The organism is Propionicicella superfundia DSM 22317 (genome assembly GCF_000423465.1).
Classification (GTDB): domain Bacteria; phylum Actinomycetota; class Actinomycetes; order Propionibacteriales; family Propionibacteriaceae; genus Propionicicella; species Propionicicella superfundia.
The window spans coordinates 61,733-79,173 of the sequence record NZ_AUIA01000019.1 but is presented as its reverse complement, the minus strand read 5'-3'; the positions used below and the strand labels follow the sequence as shown (position 1 = coordinate 79,173).

At 68.2% G+C, this 17,441-nt stretch carries 9 protein-coding genes; 5 read left to right on the top strand and 4 right to left on the bottom strand.

All coding sequences use genetic code 11. The features are described from left to right. Positions 1 to 116 precede the first annotated feature (116 nt). Complete coding sequence (locus tag G555_RS0103915; protein ID WP_028707854.1) at positions 117 to 1,577, bottom strand: RCC1 domain-containing protein; 1,461 nt, start codon at positions 1,575 to 1,577, stop codon at positions 117 to 119. A 580-nt stretch (positions 1,578 to 2,157) separates the two neighbouring features. Between G555_RS0103915 and G555_RS0103910 the strand changes: the two genes are divergently transcribed. After that, on the top strand, positions 2,158 to 4,692 hold the full coding sequence (locus tag G555_RS0103910) for a LuxR C-terminal-related transcriptional regulator (RefSeq protein WP_156887425.1): 2,535 nt from the start codon (positions 2,158 to 2,160) through the stop codon (positions 4,690 to 4,692). A 390-nt stretch (positions 4,693 to 5,082) separates the two neighbouring features. Further along, positions 5,083 to 6,414, top strand: a complete 1,332-nt coding sequence (locus G555_RS0103905; RefSeq protein ID WP_028707852.1) for a hypothetical protein — start codon at positions 5,083 to 5,085, stop codon at positions 6,412 to 6,414. A 577-nt stretch (positions 6,415 to 6,991) separates the two neighbouring features. Here the strand turns inward: G555_RS0103905 and katG are convergent. Both katG and G555_RS0103895 read right to left on the bottom strand, forming a co-directional pair. Further along, complete coding sequence (gene katG / locus G555_RS0103900) at positions 6,992 to 9,178, bottom strand: catalase/peroxidase HPI (RefSeq protein WP_036921131.1); 2,187 nt, start codon at positions 9,176 to 9,178, stop codon at positions 6,992 to 6,994. A 130-nt stretch (positions 9,179 to 9,308) separates the two neighbouring features. Next, positions 9,309 to 10,013 (bottom strand): hypothetical protein, encoded by a 705-nt coding sequence (locus tag G555_RS0103895; protein ID WP_156887424.1) that lies wholly within the window; start codon positions 10,011 to 10,013, stop codon positions 9,309 to 9,311. A gap of 545 nt (positions 10,014 to 10,558) precedes the next feature. Here G555_RS0103895 and G555_RS0103890 point away from each other — a divergent pair. From G555_RS0103890 to G555_RS0103880, 3 genes are all read left to right on the top strand, one after another. Beyond that, complete coding sequence (locus G555_RS0103890; RefSeq protein WP_028707849.1) at positions 10,559 to 11,266, top strand: alternate-type signal peptide domain-containing protein; 708 nt, start codon at positions 10,559 to 10,561, stop codon at positions 11,264 to 11,266. Between the two features lie 88 nt (positions 11,267 to 11,354). Next, positions 11,355 to 12,146, top strand: coding sequence for a signal peptidase I (locus G555_RS21060; protein ID WP_051208405.1), 792 nt, complete (start codon positions 11,355 to 11,357; stop codon positions 12,144 to 12,146). After that, entirely contained in the window at positions 12,139 to 14,742 is a 2,604-nt protein-coding gene (locus G555_RS0103880) for a hypothetical protein (RefSeq protein WP_028707848.1), read from the top strand. Before G555_RS21060 ends, G555_RS0103880 begins: the two co-directional genes overlap by 8 nt. Positions 14,743 to 14,757: 15 nt before the next feature. Here G555_RS0103880 and G555_RS0103875 read toward each other — a convergent pair whose 3' ends face one another. Next, the gene (locus G555_RS0103875) at positions 14,758 to 17,301 is read right to left on the bottom strand and encodes a helix-turn-helix transcriptional regulator (protein WP_028707847.1); all 2,544 of its coding nucleotides are present in this window, start codon (positions 17,299 to 17,301) and stop codon (positions 14,758 to 14,760) included. Positions 17,302 to 17,441 lie beyond the last annotated feature (140 nt).

The following is a 17,441-nucleotide window of genomic DNA, read 5'->3' as shown; positions in this document are numbered from 1 at the left end:
GACCAGGAACACAGCGACACCGCACAACGTCCCTTCGACAAGCTCAAGGACCAGGAACACAGCGACACCGCACAACGTCCCTTCGACAAGCTCAACGACCGGGGCGCCGGCAGCCCTCAACGACGGCGAGCCCGCCCGCGAAGCCGGAGGACCACGACACAGGCGGCGCCTGCCAGGACGGCGACCCCGCCTCCCACGATGGCGACGATGACCGGGAAGGAGAGGCCACCGTCGCCGGTCGAGGCCGAGGAGCCGTCGCCGGCAGGCGAAGCCGAGTCGGAGCCATCGGCGCCGATCTTCACCTGCACCGGGACACTCGAACTCTGCTTCGTCCCGTCGCCCAACTCCCCGTTCCCGTTGCTGCCCCATGCATAGGCGCTGCCGTCGCTCGCAAGAGCGTAGGCGTTGGCGTCGCTCTGGCCATCGGCGGCGACGACCCTGACCACCTTCTTGCCGCTCAGCGGCGTGCCTTCGGTCTTGACGGCGACAGGGGTGTCGGAGTCGGTTCTCGTTCCGTCCCCCAACTGGCCGAACTCGTTCAGCCCCCACGCGTAGACGGTCCCGTCGGCGGCGATGGCGTAACGGCTGCCGCCGCTCACCTCGACTCCCACGATCCGCCTGCCCTCCAGCGCTCCACCGACAGCGGTCGGAATCCACGCGCCGTCCTCCCAGTAGTGCGGCTGCGCAGGATCGGCGTGAAGGTCGAAGACCATGCCGTCGCTGGTGAGCGCATAGGCGGCGGCCTCCGCGGCGGACACCGAGACGACCTTCTTGCCGTCAAGGGCGCCGGAAATCTCCTTCCAGACCCTGGACTCGAAATAGCCGGCCTTGGGGTCGTCGGTCTGCACGAGAGCGAAGAGCCGCCCGTCAGAGGTGATAGCGTACGGCTGATCGCCGCCGCCCATGTCGATCCGCTCGATCTTCGCGCCCGCGAAGGCGTCCACCGCCTCGACGTCCGGCGACGTCGATTCGAGCGAGAACTGCCAGCGGACCAGTTCGCCGTCGGTGGTGAGCGCAAGACCGAGGTCGTCGTACACCTCCTCGATCCGGCCGATCTTCTTGCCCTTGAGGGCGCCGAGATCATTGACGAGCACGGCGTCGCTGACGAGATACGTCCAACTGTAGAACAGGCCGTCGGCGGTGAGGGCATTGCTTCGACCGGTCACGCCGTCTTCGGTGCGGAAATGCGAGATCTCCTTCCCCGCCATGACCTCCGGCATGTCGACGGCCTCGACCCGCGGGCTGCACGACGAGTCGAGGTCCGTGCTGAACACTTCGCCGTCGGATGTCGCCACGTAGCCGCCGTCGAAGAGCTGCGTGATCGCCCTGCCCCCGAGCGCCTGGGCATTGTTGATCGCGACCGGCAGGCACGACGGCTCGTCCGAGCCGCCGACGGTGGTGACCTGCGGCAGCCACCGATACACCTGCCCATCCGAGGCGAGGACCAGTCCGGGCCTGATCTGCGGCTCGATCGCGCCGGGCTCGGCAGAGGACGCAGTGGCCGCCACCACGCTCAGCATCGGCGCCATGACGAAGGCGGCCGCCGCAAGGATCAGCGGATTCCCGACTGTTCGCATCGCATCGTCCCTCTCTTGAGGCCGCGCCTTTGCGTAGCCGCTGCGTCTCGTCTATCAGCCGCGAGACCGGAGTTCAGTACCGTCACGGTCGGACGTCCGTATCATCGGCGCGCCGGGGCCGGGGTATCGACGCCGCGAATGCGAGCGCATGCGGTTCGAGCAGGGGCCTTTCAGATGACCCGCTTGCGACAGCCGCAGGCGGCGGTCCGGAGCCGCCGGGGCACACCACGGAAAGCGACGATCGGAACCGGAGGTTATTGGGGTGAAGCCGGCCCTCGAGTGGCTTCGGAACGTGTGAACGGAATTCGAAAGTGTCCCCATGGACCAGCTTCACCGAGTCCGATCGTGCCATCGCCGGCGCGTCTCCGAGGTGGTTGCCGCCAGCGGCTAGGGACGTCGTGGACAGATGGTACGACTCCACGAAACCATGACTCCGTACCCCGAAGCAGTGACCCGCGGGCTCTGGGCCCGAGCAGCCCGCCTTTCGCCATTGGCCGCTGTCGCTCTCGGAGAGCTATGAAGGTAGGCTGCGGGGGGGCATAAGGGGGTACGAGGGGATATGAGCACGCGGTCAACCGGTGTGGCGCTCTTCGCCGACGTCGTCGAACGAGCCGTTGGATTCGTTTCGACCGGGATCAACGTGCATCTCGTCGGCCCTCCGTTGTCCGGACGCACGACGATCCTCAACGAGATCGAGAACCGGCTCTCGGACGAAGGTCGCAACATCCACCGTGTGAACGGCAATCTGGCGCTCAAGAACGATCCCCTGACCGCCCTGATCGCGGCGGGCCTGGCCAAGGATGCCAGTGTGCATGCGCTTGGTGAATCGATTTCCACCGTTGGACGACTCATCGCCACGCGGAACCTGGTTCTCCTGTGTGACGAAGCCGACATGCTTGACAACCGGTCGGCGGGAGTATTGCTGGGTGCTGTACGAGACAGCAAGGCCGTCCTCGTCACAACCAGTGGATCGCTCCGGGCCGCACCGTCGAACGCGCTCGTGGTCAGCCCGTCCCCATCGGTCAGCCTCCGCGTCGGGTCGCTCGATCAGGATCAGTTGCAGCAGTTGGCGACAGCGATCGTGGGCGCACCGCTCGTGCCTGCGGATGCAACAGAGCTCCTCATTGCGTCCGGTGGCCTCTATGGCCTGGCGAGGACAATCCTCGTTGTCGGAAAGCAGACCGGACGGATCGTGCCCGACTCCGCGAAGAGCATGGTCGCGGCCCGGGGTGGCCTGTGGTCAGAGGAACTCGAGTGGACCGCAGAGCACCTGTTGATGAACACGTCCGATGAGCTGCGTCGAGCCGCCGCGGAGATCGCCCTCCACGGGTCGCTCCCATGGGCGAGCGCCGAGGAGCTTCTCGGGCGAGAGACAATGACCAAGCTCGTCGGCACCGGGCTGCTGCACACCGCAAACCTGGGTGCCGCCACCGTGGTCGGCCTCTACCCCGGGATCCTCACCGACTACTTCCGCCAGCGACGCAGCAGCCTTTCTCGTGACCGCGGGCACCGCGGCGTGGCTGTGCCCGGCGCCGAGGCCGAGACTGTCGACCTCACCGCAGAGCTCGATGCCGCGGACGTCAGTCTCATCAGCCGGCAGGAACTCGCGGAAGCCCGGCTCGCCACACAATCCCGCTGGACCGAATGGGTGGAGGACCGCACCGTCGAGAACGCTCTGCCTCTTGTCGTGGCCATGGAGAACTCGTCCGAATCATCCGAGGCGATCCGCCACGTCATCGCGGAGACACCGATCCAGAACGACGATCTGAACACGGCCCTGTTCGTGCTGTGGACCGCGAGTTGGATCATGACGATCGATGACGACCTCGACACCGGGCTCGCAATCATCCATCGTCACCGGTCATCCCTTCCTAGCTTCGAGGGTTTCCTGCGTGGCGCGGAAGCAGCGCTCTCGTTCCTCCGCGATCGCTGGCCGGCGCCTCAACTCCTGGCAGACCCCGCACCGGACGCGGATCCGTTCAACCGGGAATATCTCGCAGGTGTACGCATTCAACTACAGATCGCGGGTGGGCGGACGGCCTCGGCCGGCGAGGCAATGGCAGCGTATTCCCCGAGCCGCCCGTCACAAGCGGCGCAGAAGACACTGTGGGAAGCGCTCAACGCCATTCTGGACGGCCGGGTGGAAGAAGGCACCGCGCTCGCCCTGAGTAGCCTCCGGGCCAACGCACGCCTCCTGAGCGTCGGGTCCATGGAAGCGTTCGAATACGCCGGGCTCCTCGGTCTGGTCGTGTCCGGGCGCCTCCATGAAGCCGAGGTACTCCTTCACAACGTCATGTCGACCACGCTCAGCTCGACCTTCCGCTACACCTACCACGCAGGCATCCTGTGCCTGGGAGCCCTCGTCTCCTCGTGGCAGGGCAAGCATGCATACTCCCGCGCCCTCAGTTCCCAGGCGCTCAGTTCGACAACGGCTCAAGGCCCTTTCCCTGGAATAGTCCCGAAACTGGTCGGCAGCGTCACCAGTGCCGCCCGCGATCGCCGGGCCAGCGCCTCGGAAGCGTGGCACATGGCCTCCGAGCGGCTTGCCTCGGGATACCTGGCAAGCGCCTACTTCGCGGCCTTGGAGGCCGGCGAGCTCGGCCCGGATCAATGGGGTGTCACGGACCAGATCAACGCGAGCCTGGGGGACGTCGAGAGCCCCCTTCTGGCCGCTGTCGGGCGCTACGTCATCGCCACCCACGAGGAAGATCGCGACGCGCTCACTGCCTGCATCGAAGACTTCGTCGGCATGTCCGCCACGCTGTTCGCCACCAAGGCCGCCGTCACGCTGGCGGTGCTGCAGCATCAGAACGGAGAGCCGGGCCTCGCGGCGGCCACGGCAGCCGAGGCGTGGGACAGAGCCGTGGCTGCCGGTCACGGCTCGGCGCACCTGTTCGACAGACTGCGGGCTCGCGTGTCGCTGTCCGCGCGCGAACAGGAGATCCTCAACCTCGCGGCGGAAGGCCTCACCTACGCCGATATCGGATCGCTCCTGGGCCTGAGCGGTCGCACGGCCGAAGCGCACCTCCAGAACGTGTCGAAGAAGGTCGGCACCACTGGGCGGGATCAGCTCTTCCGAGCTTCCGCGACGTGGCTTCTGCCGTCGGCCTCCTGACGTTTGCCGAAGCCGGCTTGTCACCCGGCCACGGGTGCGGGTCGGGCGCCGAAACGATCCGAAACTGCGCCCGACCCGTTTGAGCACGGACCACCTCGACGCTGTGTCCCCGGCGCCTACCCATGGTCTCCGTGCCCGAGGACGGCCCACGACCGTGCCGTCCTCGATCGAAAGTACTGGCTCTGCGGACACAATCGGGACGTCGCATCCATAAACCCGGAAACATGCACCACCGAATCCGTAGCCCGTGGAGCGGTTCTCCGTGGCCCAGCTACAGGGTCCCCCCTATCCGATAAAAGTGCCCGTAGATGAGTGGCGGCGAATACGCAGGGGCTCTGCGCGATGTTTATGGTGTGCGGAGTTGAGGATATTGACCAGTAAAGGACGACCATGGGCCAGGACCCCTTCACCCCTCGGCACGACCAGCAGCCTCCCTTCGACCCCGGCCGGGCCGGCGCATCGCAACCGACCGGAGCCACCCCGGCCCCTGGCTTGGTGCCGCCGGCACCGGGTCCGCAGAGCCCTTACTCGGCACCGAGCCACGGCGAACAGCCCGGCCCCGCGGGGCACGAGGGCCACCCGCCGGCCGGCACCCACGACCCGTACGCGACGCCGCGTGCGCCGGGATCCGTGCCGACCGCGCCGGCGCAGGCCTTTCCCGCCGGCGCGGGCAGCTTCGGCTCCCCGCCCGGGCTCGGACCGACGCCCGGAACCTACGCAGGCCCGGGTGCCGGTTCGCCGCCGCCGAGGACCGGACGCAAGGGACTGCTCATCGGCCTGATCGCCGGCGGTGCTGCGCTCGTGCTGGTGGTCGCGCTCGTGATCGTCTTCGTCGTGACGAGCATCGGACGGAGCACACCCTCCGAAGCGTCCGGCGCGACGGCGCACGCGGCACTCCAGGGGTATCTGGAGGCCGTCGCGGCGGGTGACGCCACCGCGGCCAAGGGATACGCTCTCAACGCGCCCCCCGAGTCCCCGCTGCTCACCGACGACTTCCTGAAGGCCGCGGTCGGGAAGAACCCGATCACCGACATCCAGGTCGTGGAAACCGAAGAATACGGCGAATCGGAATACCTCACGGCGAGCTACAAGCTCGGCGACACGACCGTCCAGGCCTCCTACGACCTGACCAAGATCGACGGCACCTGGCTACTGAACGACATCGTCGCCACCGACGACCGCCCCGAACAGTGGGGCGACCTCGACGTCAAGATCAACGGAACCCCCGCCCCCGACGAGGTGGCACTGTTCCCCGGCATGTACGAACTCACCACCGGCACCTCACTCATCGACTGGGACGACACCGACACCCTCACGGTGAAGGAACCCGGCGACTACATCGACGACCTCACCACTGCGGCCCCCCAGCTCAGCGACGCCGGCGAGAAGGCGATGGTGAAAGCATCACAGGACTGGCTCAAGCAGTGCCTGGCCCAGCAGTCGCTCACCCCGAAGGACTGCGCGATGAACTCACGCCTCCCCAGCGGAGTCACCATGAAACCCGGCACGCTGAAACGCACCGTCTCATCATCCGCGACCCCCTTCGCCGACGCCTCCCCCTACCTCAGCTACGGCGACCCGACCACCGTCACAATGTCGGCCTACATCCCCATCAAGGTCGACCTCACCGGCACCAACGGCAACCCCTACACGGGCTCAGTGTCGATCAGCCGAGCCGTCGGCACCATCGACGGGGAAAAGATCACCGTCGTGTTCACCTGAACCGACAGGCTCGCCCGCGGAACCCGTTGACCAGGAAGTCGCCCCGGCCCAGCCGGGGCGACTTCCTGCACCACGGAAAGGCGACCCCCGAGCTACGGGCAAAGCACCGCATGCTCCCCGATCCCCCGGCAAACGCCCCCACCACACACCGACCACGCCTACCTTCAACCACAGGCGGCATTCTCCTGTGCCGCCCCGAGGGCACGAACGGGCCACCCATGGACGCCTGAGCTCATGGCGCCAAGGTGGGTCGGTGCCCAAAGGCGGGCCGGGCGCAGTTCCATCGTCCTTGGGCGCCCGGCCCGTTCCCACAAGCGATCCAGGACCTGCTCAACCCGCCCGCACCGACTCAGCTCGTTGGCCCGGTACCCCCGGTGATCAGCGTCGAGCAGTCACCGGGCGACGCCGATCTGCTGCTGTGGATCATCGCCCCCGGCAAGCTCACCGACCACCTTGATCATCGGAGCAGGCCGTCCGGAAGGGGTTCCCGGCAGCCCCCGCGCAACGTCGCGGGCATGTTCATCCTGGTTGGTCACGACCGCGCCGGCCCCGGTGCGGGGCCGGCGCGGCGCACGTCCTATCGCAGGTCGAAGCGGTCGGCGTTCATGACCTTCGCCCAGGCGGCGACGAAGTCGCGCAGGAACTTCTCCTGTCCGTCGTCGCTGGCGTAGACCTCGGCGAGCGCACGCAGCTCGGAGTTCGCGCCGAACACGAGGTTGACCCGGGAGCCGAGCAGCTTCGTGCCGTCCTGCTTGACTCCCTCGAAGGCGTGCCCGTCGGGGTCGAGACGTGTCCAGGTCGTGCCGAGGTCGAGGAGGTTGACGAAGAAGTCGTTCGTCAGCGCCCCGACCCGGTCGGTGAACACGCCGAGCGGGGAGCCGTCCCAGTTCGCGCCGAGCACCCGCAGTCCGCCGATCAGGGCGGTCATCTCGGGGGCGGTGAGGGTGAGCAGGTTCGCCCGGTCGATCAGGACGTGCTCGGCGGGCAGCACCGACGGCACCGCGTAATAGTTGCGGAAGCCATCCTGCTTCGGCTCCAGCCACGCGAACGACTCGACATCGGTCTGCTCCTGCAGCGCGTCGCCACGACCGGAGACGAACGGCACGGTGATCGGCACCCCGGCCGCCTCGGCGGCCAACTCGACGCCGACGCCTCCGGCCAGCACGATCAGGTCGGCCAGCGACACCCCCGTGCCCGAGGACTCCTTGATCTCGGTCAGCCGGGCGATGGTGTCGGGGATGCCCGCGGCCTGGTTGACGGCCCACGACCGCTGCGGTTCCAGGGCGATGCGGGCGCCGTTGGCACCGCCGCGCTTGTCCGAGCCGCGGAAGGTGGACGCCGCCGCCCAGGCGACGCTCACCAACTGCGCGACGGTGAGCCCGGACGCCCTGACCGCGGCGGTGAGCGTGGCGACCTGGGCCTCGGTGAGCACGGTGCCCGCCGGCACGTAGTCCTGCCAGATCAGGATCTCCTCGGGGACGTCCGTGCCGAGATAGCGGGCCCGCGGGCCCATGTCACGGTGGGTCAGCTTGAACCAGGCCCGCGAGTAGGCGTCGGTGAACGCCGCGAAATCGTCCCGGAAGCGGCGCGCGATCTCGTCGTACACCGGGTCGGCGCGCAGCGCGAGGTCGGTGGTGAACATCCGCGGCTCGCGGAACCCGGAACCATCGGCCTGCGGCACCATGCCGGATCCGCCGCCGTCGACCGGGCGCCACTGCTTGGCCCCGGCGGGGGACGCCATCAGCTCCCACTCGTAGGCGTACAGGATGTGGAGGAACTCGTTGTCCCACCGGGTCGGGTGGTACGTCCACGTCACCTCCAGGCCTGAGGTGATCGCGTCGATGCCCTTGCCGGAGTTGTGGTCGGACTTCCAGCCGAGCCCCTGCTGCTCCAGCGGCGCGGCCTCCGGGTCGGGCCCGGGCGCGTCGGCAGGGGCATTGCCGTGGGCTTTGCCGAAGGTGTGGCCGCCGGCGATAAGAGCGACGGTCTCCTCGTCGTTCATCCCCATCCGGCCGAAGGTCACGCGGATGTCCGCCGCTGCGCGACCCGGATCGCCGTCGCCGTCCACACCCTCCGGATTCACGTAGATCAGGCCCATCTGCACGGCCGCGAGCGGATCCTCCAGGCCCTCGGCCGTACGATTCGCCGGGTAGCGCCTGTCCCCACCGAGCCAGGTCGACTCCGAACCCCAGTACACATCGTCGTCGGGCTCCCACACATCGGGACGTCCGCCGCCGAAGCCGAAGATCGGCAGCCCCATGTCCTCCTGCGCGACGTTGCCGGCCAGGATCATCAGGTCTCCCCAGGACAGCGCGGCGCCGTACTTCTTCTTGACCGGCCACAGCAGGCGCCGCGCCTTGTCGAGTGAGACGTTGTCGGGCCAGGAGTTGAGGGGGGCGAAACGCTGCTGACCGGTGCCGCCACCACCGCGCCCATCCTGCACACGGTAGGTGCCGGCCGAGTGCCACGCCATGCGCACGAACAGGCCGCCGTAGTGGCCGAAGTCGGCCGGCCACCAGTCCTTCGAATCGGTCAGCACGACCTTCAGGTCGGCCTTGACCGCGTCGAGGTCGAGCGCCTCGAAGGCGGCCCTGTAGTCGAAGCCGGGGTCCATCGGGTTCGACTTCTCGCCGTGCTTGGCGAGGATCTTCAGATTCAGCCTCTCGGGCCACCACATGGAGTTGGCGTTCCCGGCGGTGGGATGTGGGGCGGAGGCGTGCTGCACAGGGCAGCCTCCCTCGGTGGTCACTGTGGTCTCGGCCATGACACTCCTTCCAGGGTTCAGACGTGTTGTCAACAGGACGGCCCCGCGGACGCGGCGCAGTCCGGGCAGACGAAGTTGTGACACGGGTCGAGCCCCCGGAAGGCCGCGATGCCTCCGGCGACGACGACCTCTATGGGGCGATGACGGGCAGGTCGAAGGTGAACTCAGGGATCAGCGTGCCGCCGCTCGTCTTGGCGGCCGACCGCGTGAAGCGGATGGTGTAGTCCGGCGTGTCGAAGGCGGCGTCCGTCGACTTCGTCGTTCGGCACACGATCCATCCCTTGCCGACACGCGTCGACGCGTCGTACTTGTAGATCACATCTCCGCCGACGGCAGCCAGCATCTTCTCGCTGTTCGCCTTGTACCTGTCGCCTGTCAACAGACCCTGACAGGACGCCTTGGAGCCGTCGGCTCCGACCAGCGAGAACTCGCTTCCGCTCGGCGCGACGCCCATGTAGTCCGACGTGGATGCGTCCGTGGCGATCTCGATCCCCACCATGCGGACGTACAGACCCGACGGCTCGTCGTCCATCTGTGGCAGTGCAGGCACCCAGGTCGTGCCGGCCTTCTCGACGGTGGTCGTGACCTTGACCGCGCTGTCCGTGTACGTCTTGTCGAGCGTGACGATGCCCAGGTCACTGCCTGGAGCCACCGACGTCGACCCAGCAGGCGCGGGCGCGGACGGCGGAGTCACAGGAATGGCGGATCCCGCCGACGTGGCCGACGTCTCGACGCCCGACGCCTCCACACCTGCGTCGGTGCATCCGGCGAGCGGGACGGTCACGAGCAGAACAGCGCCGGCCGTTACCGCACTCGCACAGAACCTGAGCCTCATGCTCTCCCCCTCCGGAGATGGGTCTCCCGAAACGCGGAGCCGCTGGTACCGACGACCCGTGGTGCCCTGAACAAGCACAGTCGACCGCGCGAACTGTCCACGTACGTACCGACTCAGCGAGAATTAGGTGCGATCGCACCGTCTTCACGGTGCCCCTCCCCCGCTTCGCGTAGGCCTTCTTCGCCGAGGAAGTCCGCCGTCCACGGTCTCAGCCGCGCAGACTGCACCGGCACGACGTCCTTTCGACAAGCTCACGGGGACTGCACCGGCAGCATGCCCTTTCGACAAGCTCAAGGAGCCTCCCGCCGCACACTACGTAACTCGGCACGGCATTCCACATACGTCTGACACCGAATCCACGTAGATGACGATGCTTGCTTACGCACACCGGTGACCGTGCACCGTAAGCAGCGAATTCAGATGATGTGCTCATGGTCGTCTGGAGTTCCGAACTCGGATACCTCCAGAACTCCACCAGAGTGCGGCTCACGTGGTGACGGCCACACCTGCTCCGGTGCGCAATCCCATAATGAAAGGAACAGACCATGAGCACCCAGCCCACCACAGTGGTCGTCGAAGAGAAGCGACGCCGCCGCGGCGGTCTCTACTGGATCGCCGGAACGGCCGCCACCGCGCTCCTGCTCGGCGGCTCCACCTTCGCACTCTGGTCGGCCAGCGACACCTTCGGCGGAGACGATCTCTCCTCCGGCAACCTGGCCTTCTCCGCCGGCGACACCAGTTGGTACGACGTGTCCGCGGATCGCGCGGACCAATCGGAGACCATTCCCGGCACCTCCATCGTCACCGCCCACGCCATCACCCCCGCGTCCTGGCGCATGGTCCCCGGTGACGAGATCGCCATGGCCGTCGAAGCCGAGGTCACTCTCGACGGAGACAATCTGGTCGCGAAGCTCTCTGCCACGGACCTTCCAGACGGCACCGAGGGGTTCCCGACCCACAACCTGACCTACTCGTACGCCGTCTACTCCGATGGGGATGAGATCGTCGCCAAGAAGCCGATCCCCGCCGACGGCGTGCTCACCTACTTCGAGTCCGCGGATGGAGGTGCCGACGCCGTCCCCGGTGTGGTCAACACCGTGGACGCCGACGGCACGAGCGACGTCACGGTCGTGGTGTTCGCCGCCTTCACCGACGCCGCCACCGACGACGAGGACGTGAATGCATCGGCCGCGATCGGGGACGCGACCCTTCTGCTGGAGCAGGTCCGGGACACCGGGCAGCAGTTCAACTGATCCAGCAGCGATACGCATGGGCACGCAGAGGCGCTGCCCATGCGTATCGCCCCACCATCACGGTGAAGACTCCCGAAGGACGGTGACCATGAAGACGGCGACCACCTACGCGGATGCACTGGCGAGCCTGCGTGCGATCCGCCCGTCACGACGCCGGCGGCTGCTGTGGAGGTTGTTCGGCGCGCTCGGCTGGGTGCTGTCCGCGGCCGTGGTGGCTCTCGTCCTCCTGCTGGTGGTCATCCCCCGCGTCAACGGCGGCACGACACTGACGGTGATGACCGGCTCGATGCAGCCCGGTCTCCGTCCCGGCGACGTCGTCGCCACCCGCGCCGTCGATCCGGCACGGGCCTGTGACCAGGTCAAGGTGGGAGACCTCCTCAGCTACCTGCCGCTCCCCGACGACCCGACGCTGATCACGCACCGCGTGGTCGGCGTCGGCACGGGGACCGACACGGCCGCCTGCACCTTCCTCACCAAGGGAGATGCCAACTCCACCGCCGACAAGCTGGTGCTGCCCGTCCAGACACGGGGCGTGGTCATGTACTCCGTGCCGTGGGTCGGAAACGTTCGCCAGTGGCTCGGCACCAACGCCGACACCGCCCTGTGGGTGCTGCTCGGCGCCGTGCTTCTCGTGGGGCTGGCGTCCCTGCTGCTCCCGCGGCGGCGTCTGGTCGAGGTCACCCTCCCAGCCGATCCGCGCATCGACGCCGCCGACGCCGTGCTGAGCGTCTGGCGGTCGGCACCGCACGACCGTGAGGCCCTGGACCGCGCGCTCGCCGAGTGCGCCGAGATCTTCGAGACCCGGGCAGAGGGCGAGACCGAGCAGGACGCACCCTCGGACCCGACGCTCACCGGCACGGAGGCGATGAGCGATGCGTAACCGGACCATCGCCGCCCTGTCCGCGGCCGCAGCCCTTCTCGCAGGCCCGATTCTCTGGCTGACGGACGGCGGCGTCGCCGAGGCCGACTGGGTGGGCACCGCACCCATCCACGGCGCAACCGTCACTGCCGGGGCGCTCGACCTGGAGCTGCAGGAGTTCTCCTGGCAGAGCGCCTCGGCGGGCGCCGGAGGCTCCGGGGCGTCGACTCTGGCCGCCTATGAGGCATCGTCCGGCGAGGTGCTCACGCTGCGCCAGGACGTGTCCACGGTCGTCTCCGGCGACAATCTGGCAGTCGAACTCGCTCTGTCCTGGCCCGACCTGCCCGCGGGCGCATCCGTCACCTGGCATGTCGAGGATGCCATCGGACAGACCGCTCCCGCCCGTGACGAGGCAGCGCTCGCAACACGCGTCCGCCTCCCGGAGACCCCTGACGCGGCCGGTCAGTGGACGCTCGTGCTCACCGTGGCGCTCCCGCCCGACCATCCCGCCTTCGGCACGGGCGACGCCCTCGACCTCGGCACCCTCACCGTCCAGCTCGCCCAGACGCGCAGCGGCGAAGGGTTCACCCAGGCCGCCCCGCGTGCCGACGGACTGTGGAGCCAGTCGGCCGCGGTGAGGTTGCAGGTCGATACCGCTCGGCGCCGGGCCACCCTCATCAACTCCCTGGCGACCTCCGACCCGACGGGGGCGGCGAAGGACGCCAGCCCGGGTGACGGTGTCTGTTCGACGGGGAAGACGACGGTCGTCGGCGAGACGACGAAGGACGAGTGCACCCTGTTGGCGGCCATCCAGGAGGCCAATGCCGGGGGCATCGACGAGGTGGGCGTGGACCCCGACTTCGCCGGCGGGACCATCGCCATCGGCAACGTCAGCAACCGCATGTCGACAGCGACGGTGGCGGACAGCGCCGGCGCCTACTACCAGATCACACGAGCGGGTGTGACGGTGGACCTGGCGAACAAGGTGCACTTCACGACGGCCGACATCTACGGCGCCGGTTTCCTCATCGACGCGGCGAACGTGACCATCCGAAACATGACGGGATCGAACGTCGGCCAGGATCTCATCGTCATCACCGGCAGCGGTGACCGCGCGCTCGTCGAGAAGGTCACGTTCAATACGACGAGCAACTACTACAACGAGAACTTCGCCGTCGTGCTGGGCGGTGCGGACGGCGTGACCCTGCGCAACAACACGATCTCCGGGCTGGTCGACGCCACGTATGCCTCCGTCTTCGTCGCCTATTCGGCGTCCGCCTCGACGCCGATCACCAATCTGACCATCACCGGCAACACCTACACCGGCGGCAGCGGGGCGGCCTGCGGCGCGACAAGCACCCTCGGCTGCTCAACCCCGTTCTTCGGGGTCAACCCCACCTCCGGTTCCTCGAGCTCCTCGACGACGGTCCTGCAGCACGTGCTCATCTCGGGCAACACGGTCAACGGCTTCAACCAGGGCTCGTCGTCCGGAAACCGTCTGATGAACCTGCAGAACGCAACCCTCGACGACGTCGAGATCACGAACAACGAGTTTCGCGGGCTCAGGTCGGTGAGCAGCGCGTTGATCGACATGACGTCCACCACGGTGACGGATCTGTCGATCACCGACAACGTCTTCGAGGCCACCCAGATCAGCTCCGCCTACGACTACCCCCTCATCAAGCTTCGCCACCAGCCCCCGATGACGGGCGAGAACGTGATCTCCGGCAACAGCTTCTCGGCGCACAGCAGCAACTCCAACGGCTATGCCGTCTACGTCAGGGGCACCTCCGCACCGGCGGCCGATTCCGTCGCGGACTCCATGCTGCGCATCGTCGACAACCGCTTCGACGGCTTCGGGACGGCCTCACCCACGGCGACCGTGTTCGTTGAATACGCCGGCGGGGTGAAGATCGCCCGAAACACCTTCGGCGCCGCATCGGGGCACGCCACGTCCATGACGAACGAGGAGAACACGGCGGCGGGCCAATACCAGGCGCTGATCGACAACTACAGCCGCTACGGCAACGCGATGATGCAGACGTGGTACCCGACGGCGGCGACCAACGACGGCACCACCGTGCAGCTCACCGTGACGGCCCCGGCGACGGCGACCGGCGGCGGGGTCAAGGCGAGCTCGCCGGTCACCCTCGACGTGTACTGGACGGCAGACGCCACCGCTGAGGTGTACGTCGGGAGCTATGACGTCCCCACGGGCACCTCCGCCGTCCTCTCCGTTCCCACCAGCGGCTTGCCCGCGGGCGGCAACCTCCGGGTGCTGACCCACATGGGAGCGGCCACCTCTCAGTTCAGCCGAACTATCGCGGTGCCCGCGCCTGTGGCCCAGAGGTCGGCCACGCGGCCGGTCGCCGAGGCCGCCCCCACCGCCGAGGCCGCCCCCACGACCGCCCCGGCCGAGCCGGAGGCGCCGTCTCCGACACCCCACACACCGTCGGGCGAGTCGGCCGAGGCCACGTCCCCCGATGAGTCCGACGGCCAGGTGTCCGCCGAGGAGCCGGCCACGCCATCCTCCTCCGCGCCGCCGACCAGCGAGGACGAATCCCCGGCATCGGAGCCGGCCGCCGACTCACCGCAGCTACCGGTAGTAGACATCTGACGGTAGCCGAGACGCTCAGATCACCAACCAGGTGGCAAGGGCATCGCAGAGTTCGCGCCGGTTGCGGACGCCGATCTTGCGATAGGCGGCCAGCGTGTGCGTCTCCGCGGTGCGGCGCGTGATCTCCACCTCGTCTGCGACGGCGCTCGACGCCAGACCACGGGCGACGAGCGGAATGACCTCGCGTTCCCGCGGGGTGAGGTCCATCACCGCGTTGAACCTCGCGAAGAGGCCAGGACAACGACCCCCGAGCCCGCCGGCCTCGTGCCAGGCGGCACCCACTGCGGCCGTGGCCGCGTGGGCGTCACCCTGCCGGCGTAGCAGCAGAGCGCGCGAGATCGCGGCGCGCATCGCGTAGATCGGACCACAGGTGGCGCGCAGCGTCGTGGCCACCGCAGCGAGCTGATCCGTGTCGGCGGCCGCCAAGGCAGCGACGTAGCCGGTGAGTGCGCGCACGATGGCGCTCTCGGCGCCCATGCCCGCCTCGATCAGACAGGCCGTCCCGGCCACGTCGGCACATCGTTCAGCAGCCGACACGGCACTGAACACGGCGGCCGCAAGGTAGCCGTTCGCAAGCCGTTCGCGCACGGTCTCCCACAGCGGCCCTGGTCCGGCGGCGGGATCGAGGTACCGCTCCTGCGAGTGCCACATGCCGGGGTAGGGCCCGATGCACGTGCTCAGAGCGGTCGCCTGCGCCGCCAGCCTCCGCGCCTGATCCGCCTCTCCCTCCCAGTTCCTCACGACGGCCGTGAGGGAGAACAGTCCGGCGCGGAAGTGCCGCTGCAGGGGTGTGCCGGTAGGGAAGCGAAAGACGATGTCCACCAAGTCTTCCAGATCGTCGAGCCGACCCAGCAGGATCATGCCGACGGCCGCCGTGTAGGCATGACCGTCGATCAGACGGGGTTCCAGGGTCTCGATGGCATTGCCGAGATGGTCGAGCGCCCATTCCACCCCACCGGTGACATCGTCGCCCAGCACCCGCGCCAGACCCTCACAGATCGCACTGTGGCCGACGAACATCGGATCGCGGCAGTCATCGGTGGCAAGGATGCCGAGGGCCTCGGTCGTCTTTCCGGAAGCGATCAGACTCTCGACGGTCACCCCGGTCATCGCCTCCCGGCACACGGCAAGGTGAGGCTTGGCCTGCGCCAACAGGTCGGCGGCCTCCCGGGCGTGACCGTTGAGAAACGCGAGGTGTGCCTTGAACGCGCTCAGGTAGCCGTCGGCGTCCGGGATCAGCGCACGGTCCTCGTCCAGTTCGGCGAACGCTCCGTCCACATCGCGCTGCACTATCGCACGGTGGACCGCCGACCGGGCCGCCACAGCGGCGCACGCCGCCGGATCGTCGCCGGTGAGTGAGACATGGCCCAGCACCGTCGCGATCTCGCCGGGTTCCGCAGCGACGACGTCCATCGCCGTCAGCAACTGCGCAGCGTGCATGCTGTCGCGCTCCTGTTCCCAGGCACTCCTGCGAGCGGCAACTTCACCCCGCCAGTAGAGGCCCAGCCGAGCGGCGTACTCCGATGCTTCCGCTCCCATCGGCAACCGCTCTCGCCAGCTCCACGGCTCGGACTGCCGACCTCCGGCCCGCCCCGTGGAATCGACGGCATAGGCATCGAGCGGCGCGCGCCGGAGCAGATACTCGGCGAGCAAGGGCGGGAACACCGAGGCCGGGCAGCCCGAAGCACGACTCGCGACCCGCAGCAGGCCGGCCTCCCGCAGCGTCCGAACGTCTCCCGGTCGCGAGGTGACGATCGCCTCGATGCTCCTCGAGTCGCCTGCGGCGCGACCGATGGCCGCCAGAGACGCGATGTCGTCCTCGCCGAGATCCTGGATCAGCGGGTAGATCACCTGAAGCAGTTGGTCGTCCCACAGCTCACCGGTGACGGTCCACATGCCGTTCGCCTGCCGGATGCTGCCGTTCCGACGCGCTGAATCCACGATCGCGCACACCAGGCGCGGCAGCCCGCCCGAGAGGATGGCGATCTGGGCTACACCGGCGGGATCGACCGTCCCCGGAAGTGCTTCATGCACAAGCCGCTGAACGTCCTCGAAAGAGGCCGTCGCCATGGACAGCCGCACTGCCGGCTGGAACTCGGAAGCCAGCGCGCTCGCCAACTCGTCCCGCTCCCGACCGGGTCGGTGGGTGAACAGGATCGGGAACGGTCTGCGCACGTGCGCGGCGACGATCACGCCTCCGCTGGCCACGTCGAGATACTCCACGTCGTCGATCAGCACGGCCGTTGACTCGCCGACCAACTCACTGAGGGCGTCCGTCGCCCTCGCCAGCGCCAACGCGCTCAAGGTCGATGCAGACACCGGATCGATCGGGACACCGGCCAACGCGAGTGCGGTCAACGCCCGGCCGCGCAGCGGCGCAATGCCCTTGACCCACAGCGTCCCGTGGCCCGCCGCAGCGACCTCGCCCGCCACCCGCCGAGCGAGTGTCGAGCGGCCCGAACCGGGCAGTCCGACGAGTTGCACGCTCACGCCCTCCAGCAGACGGCCGGCGAGATCCGCCGCCTCGGAACGCGCCCGACGTTCATCCCGTCCTGCCACCGGCGACTCCGTTCTCGACAGTCCGCCATGCCACACACCGGTCGCCCGTACGGAGGTGGAATGACCGCGCTGCTCAGCCACCAGATGAATGTAGTCGCCGAGCCACCCGAAACGGCACCTCACAAGGCTTCTTCCGTATC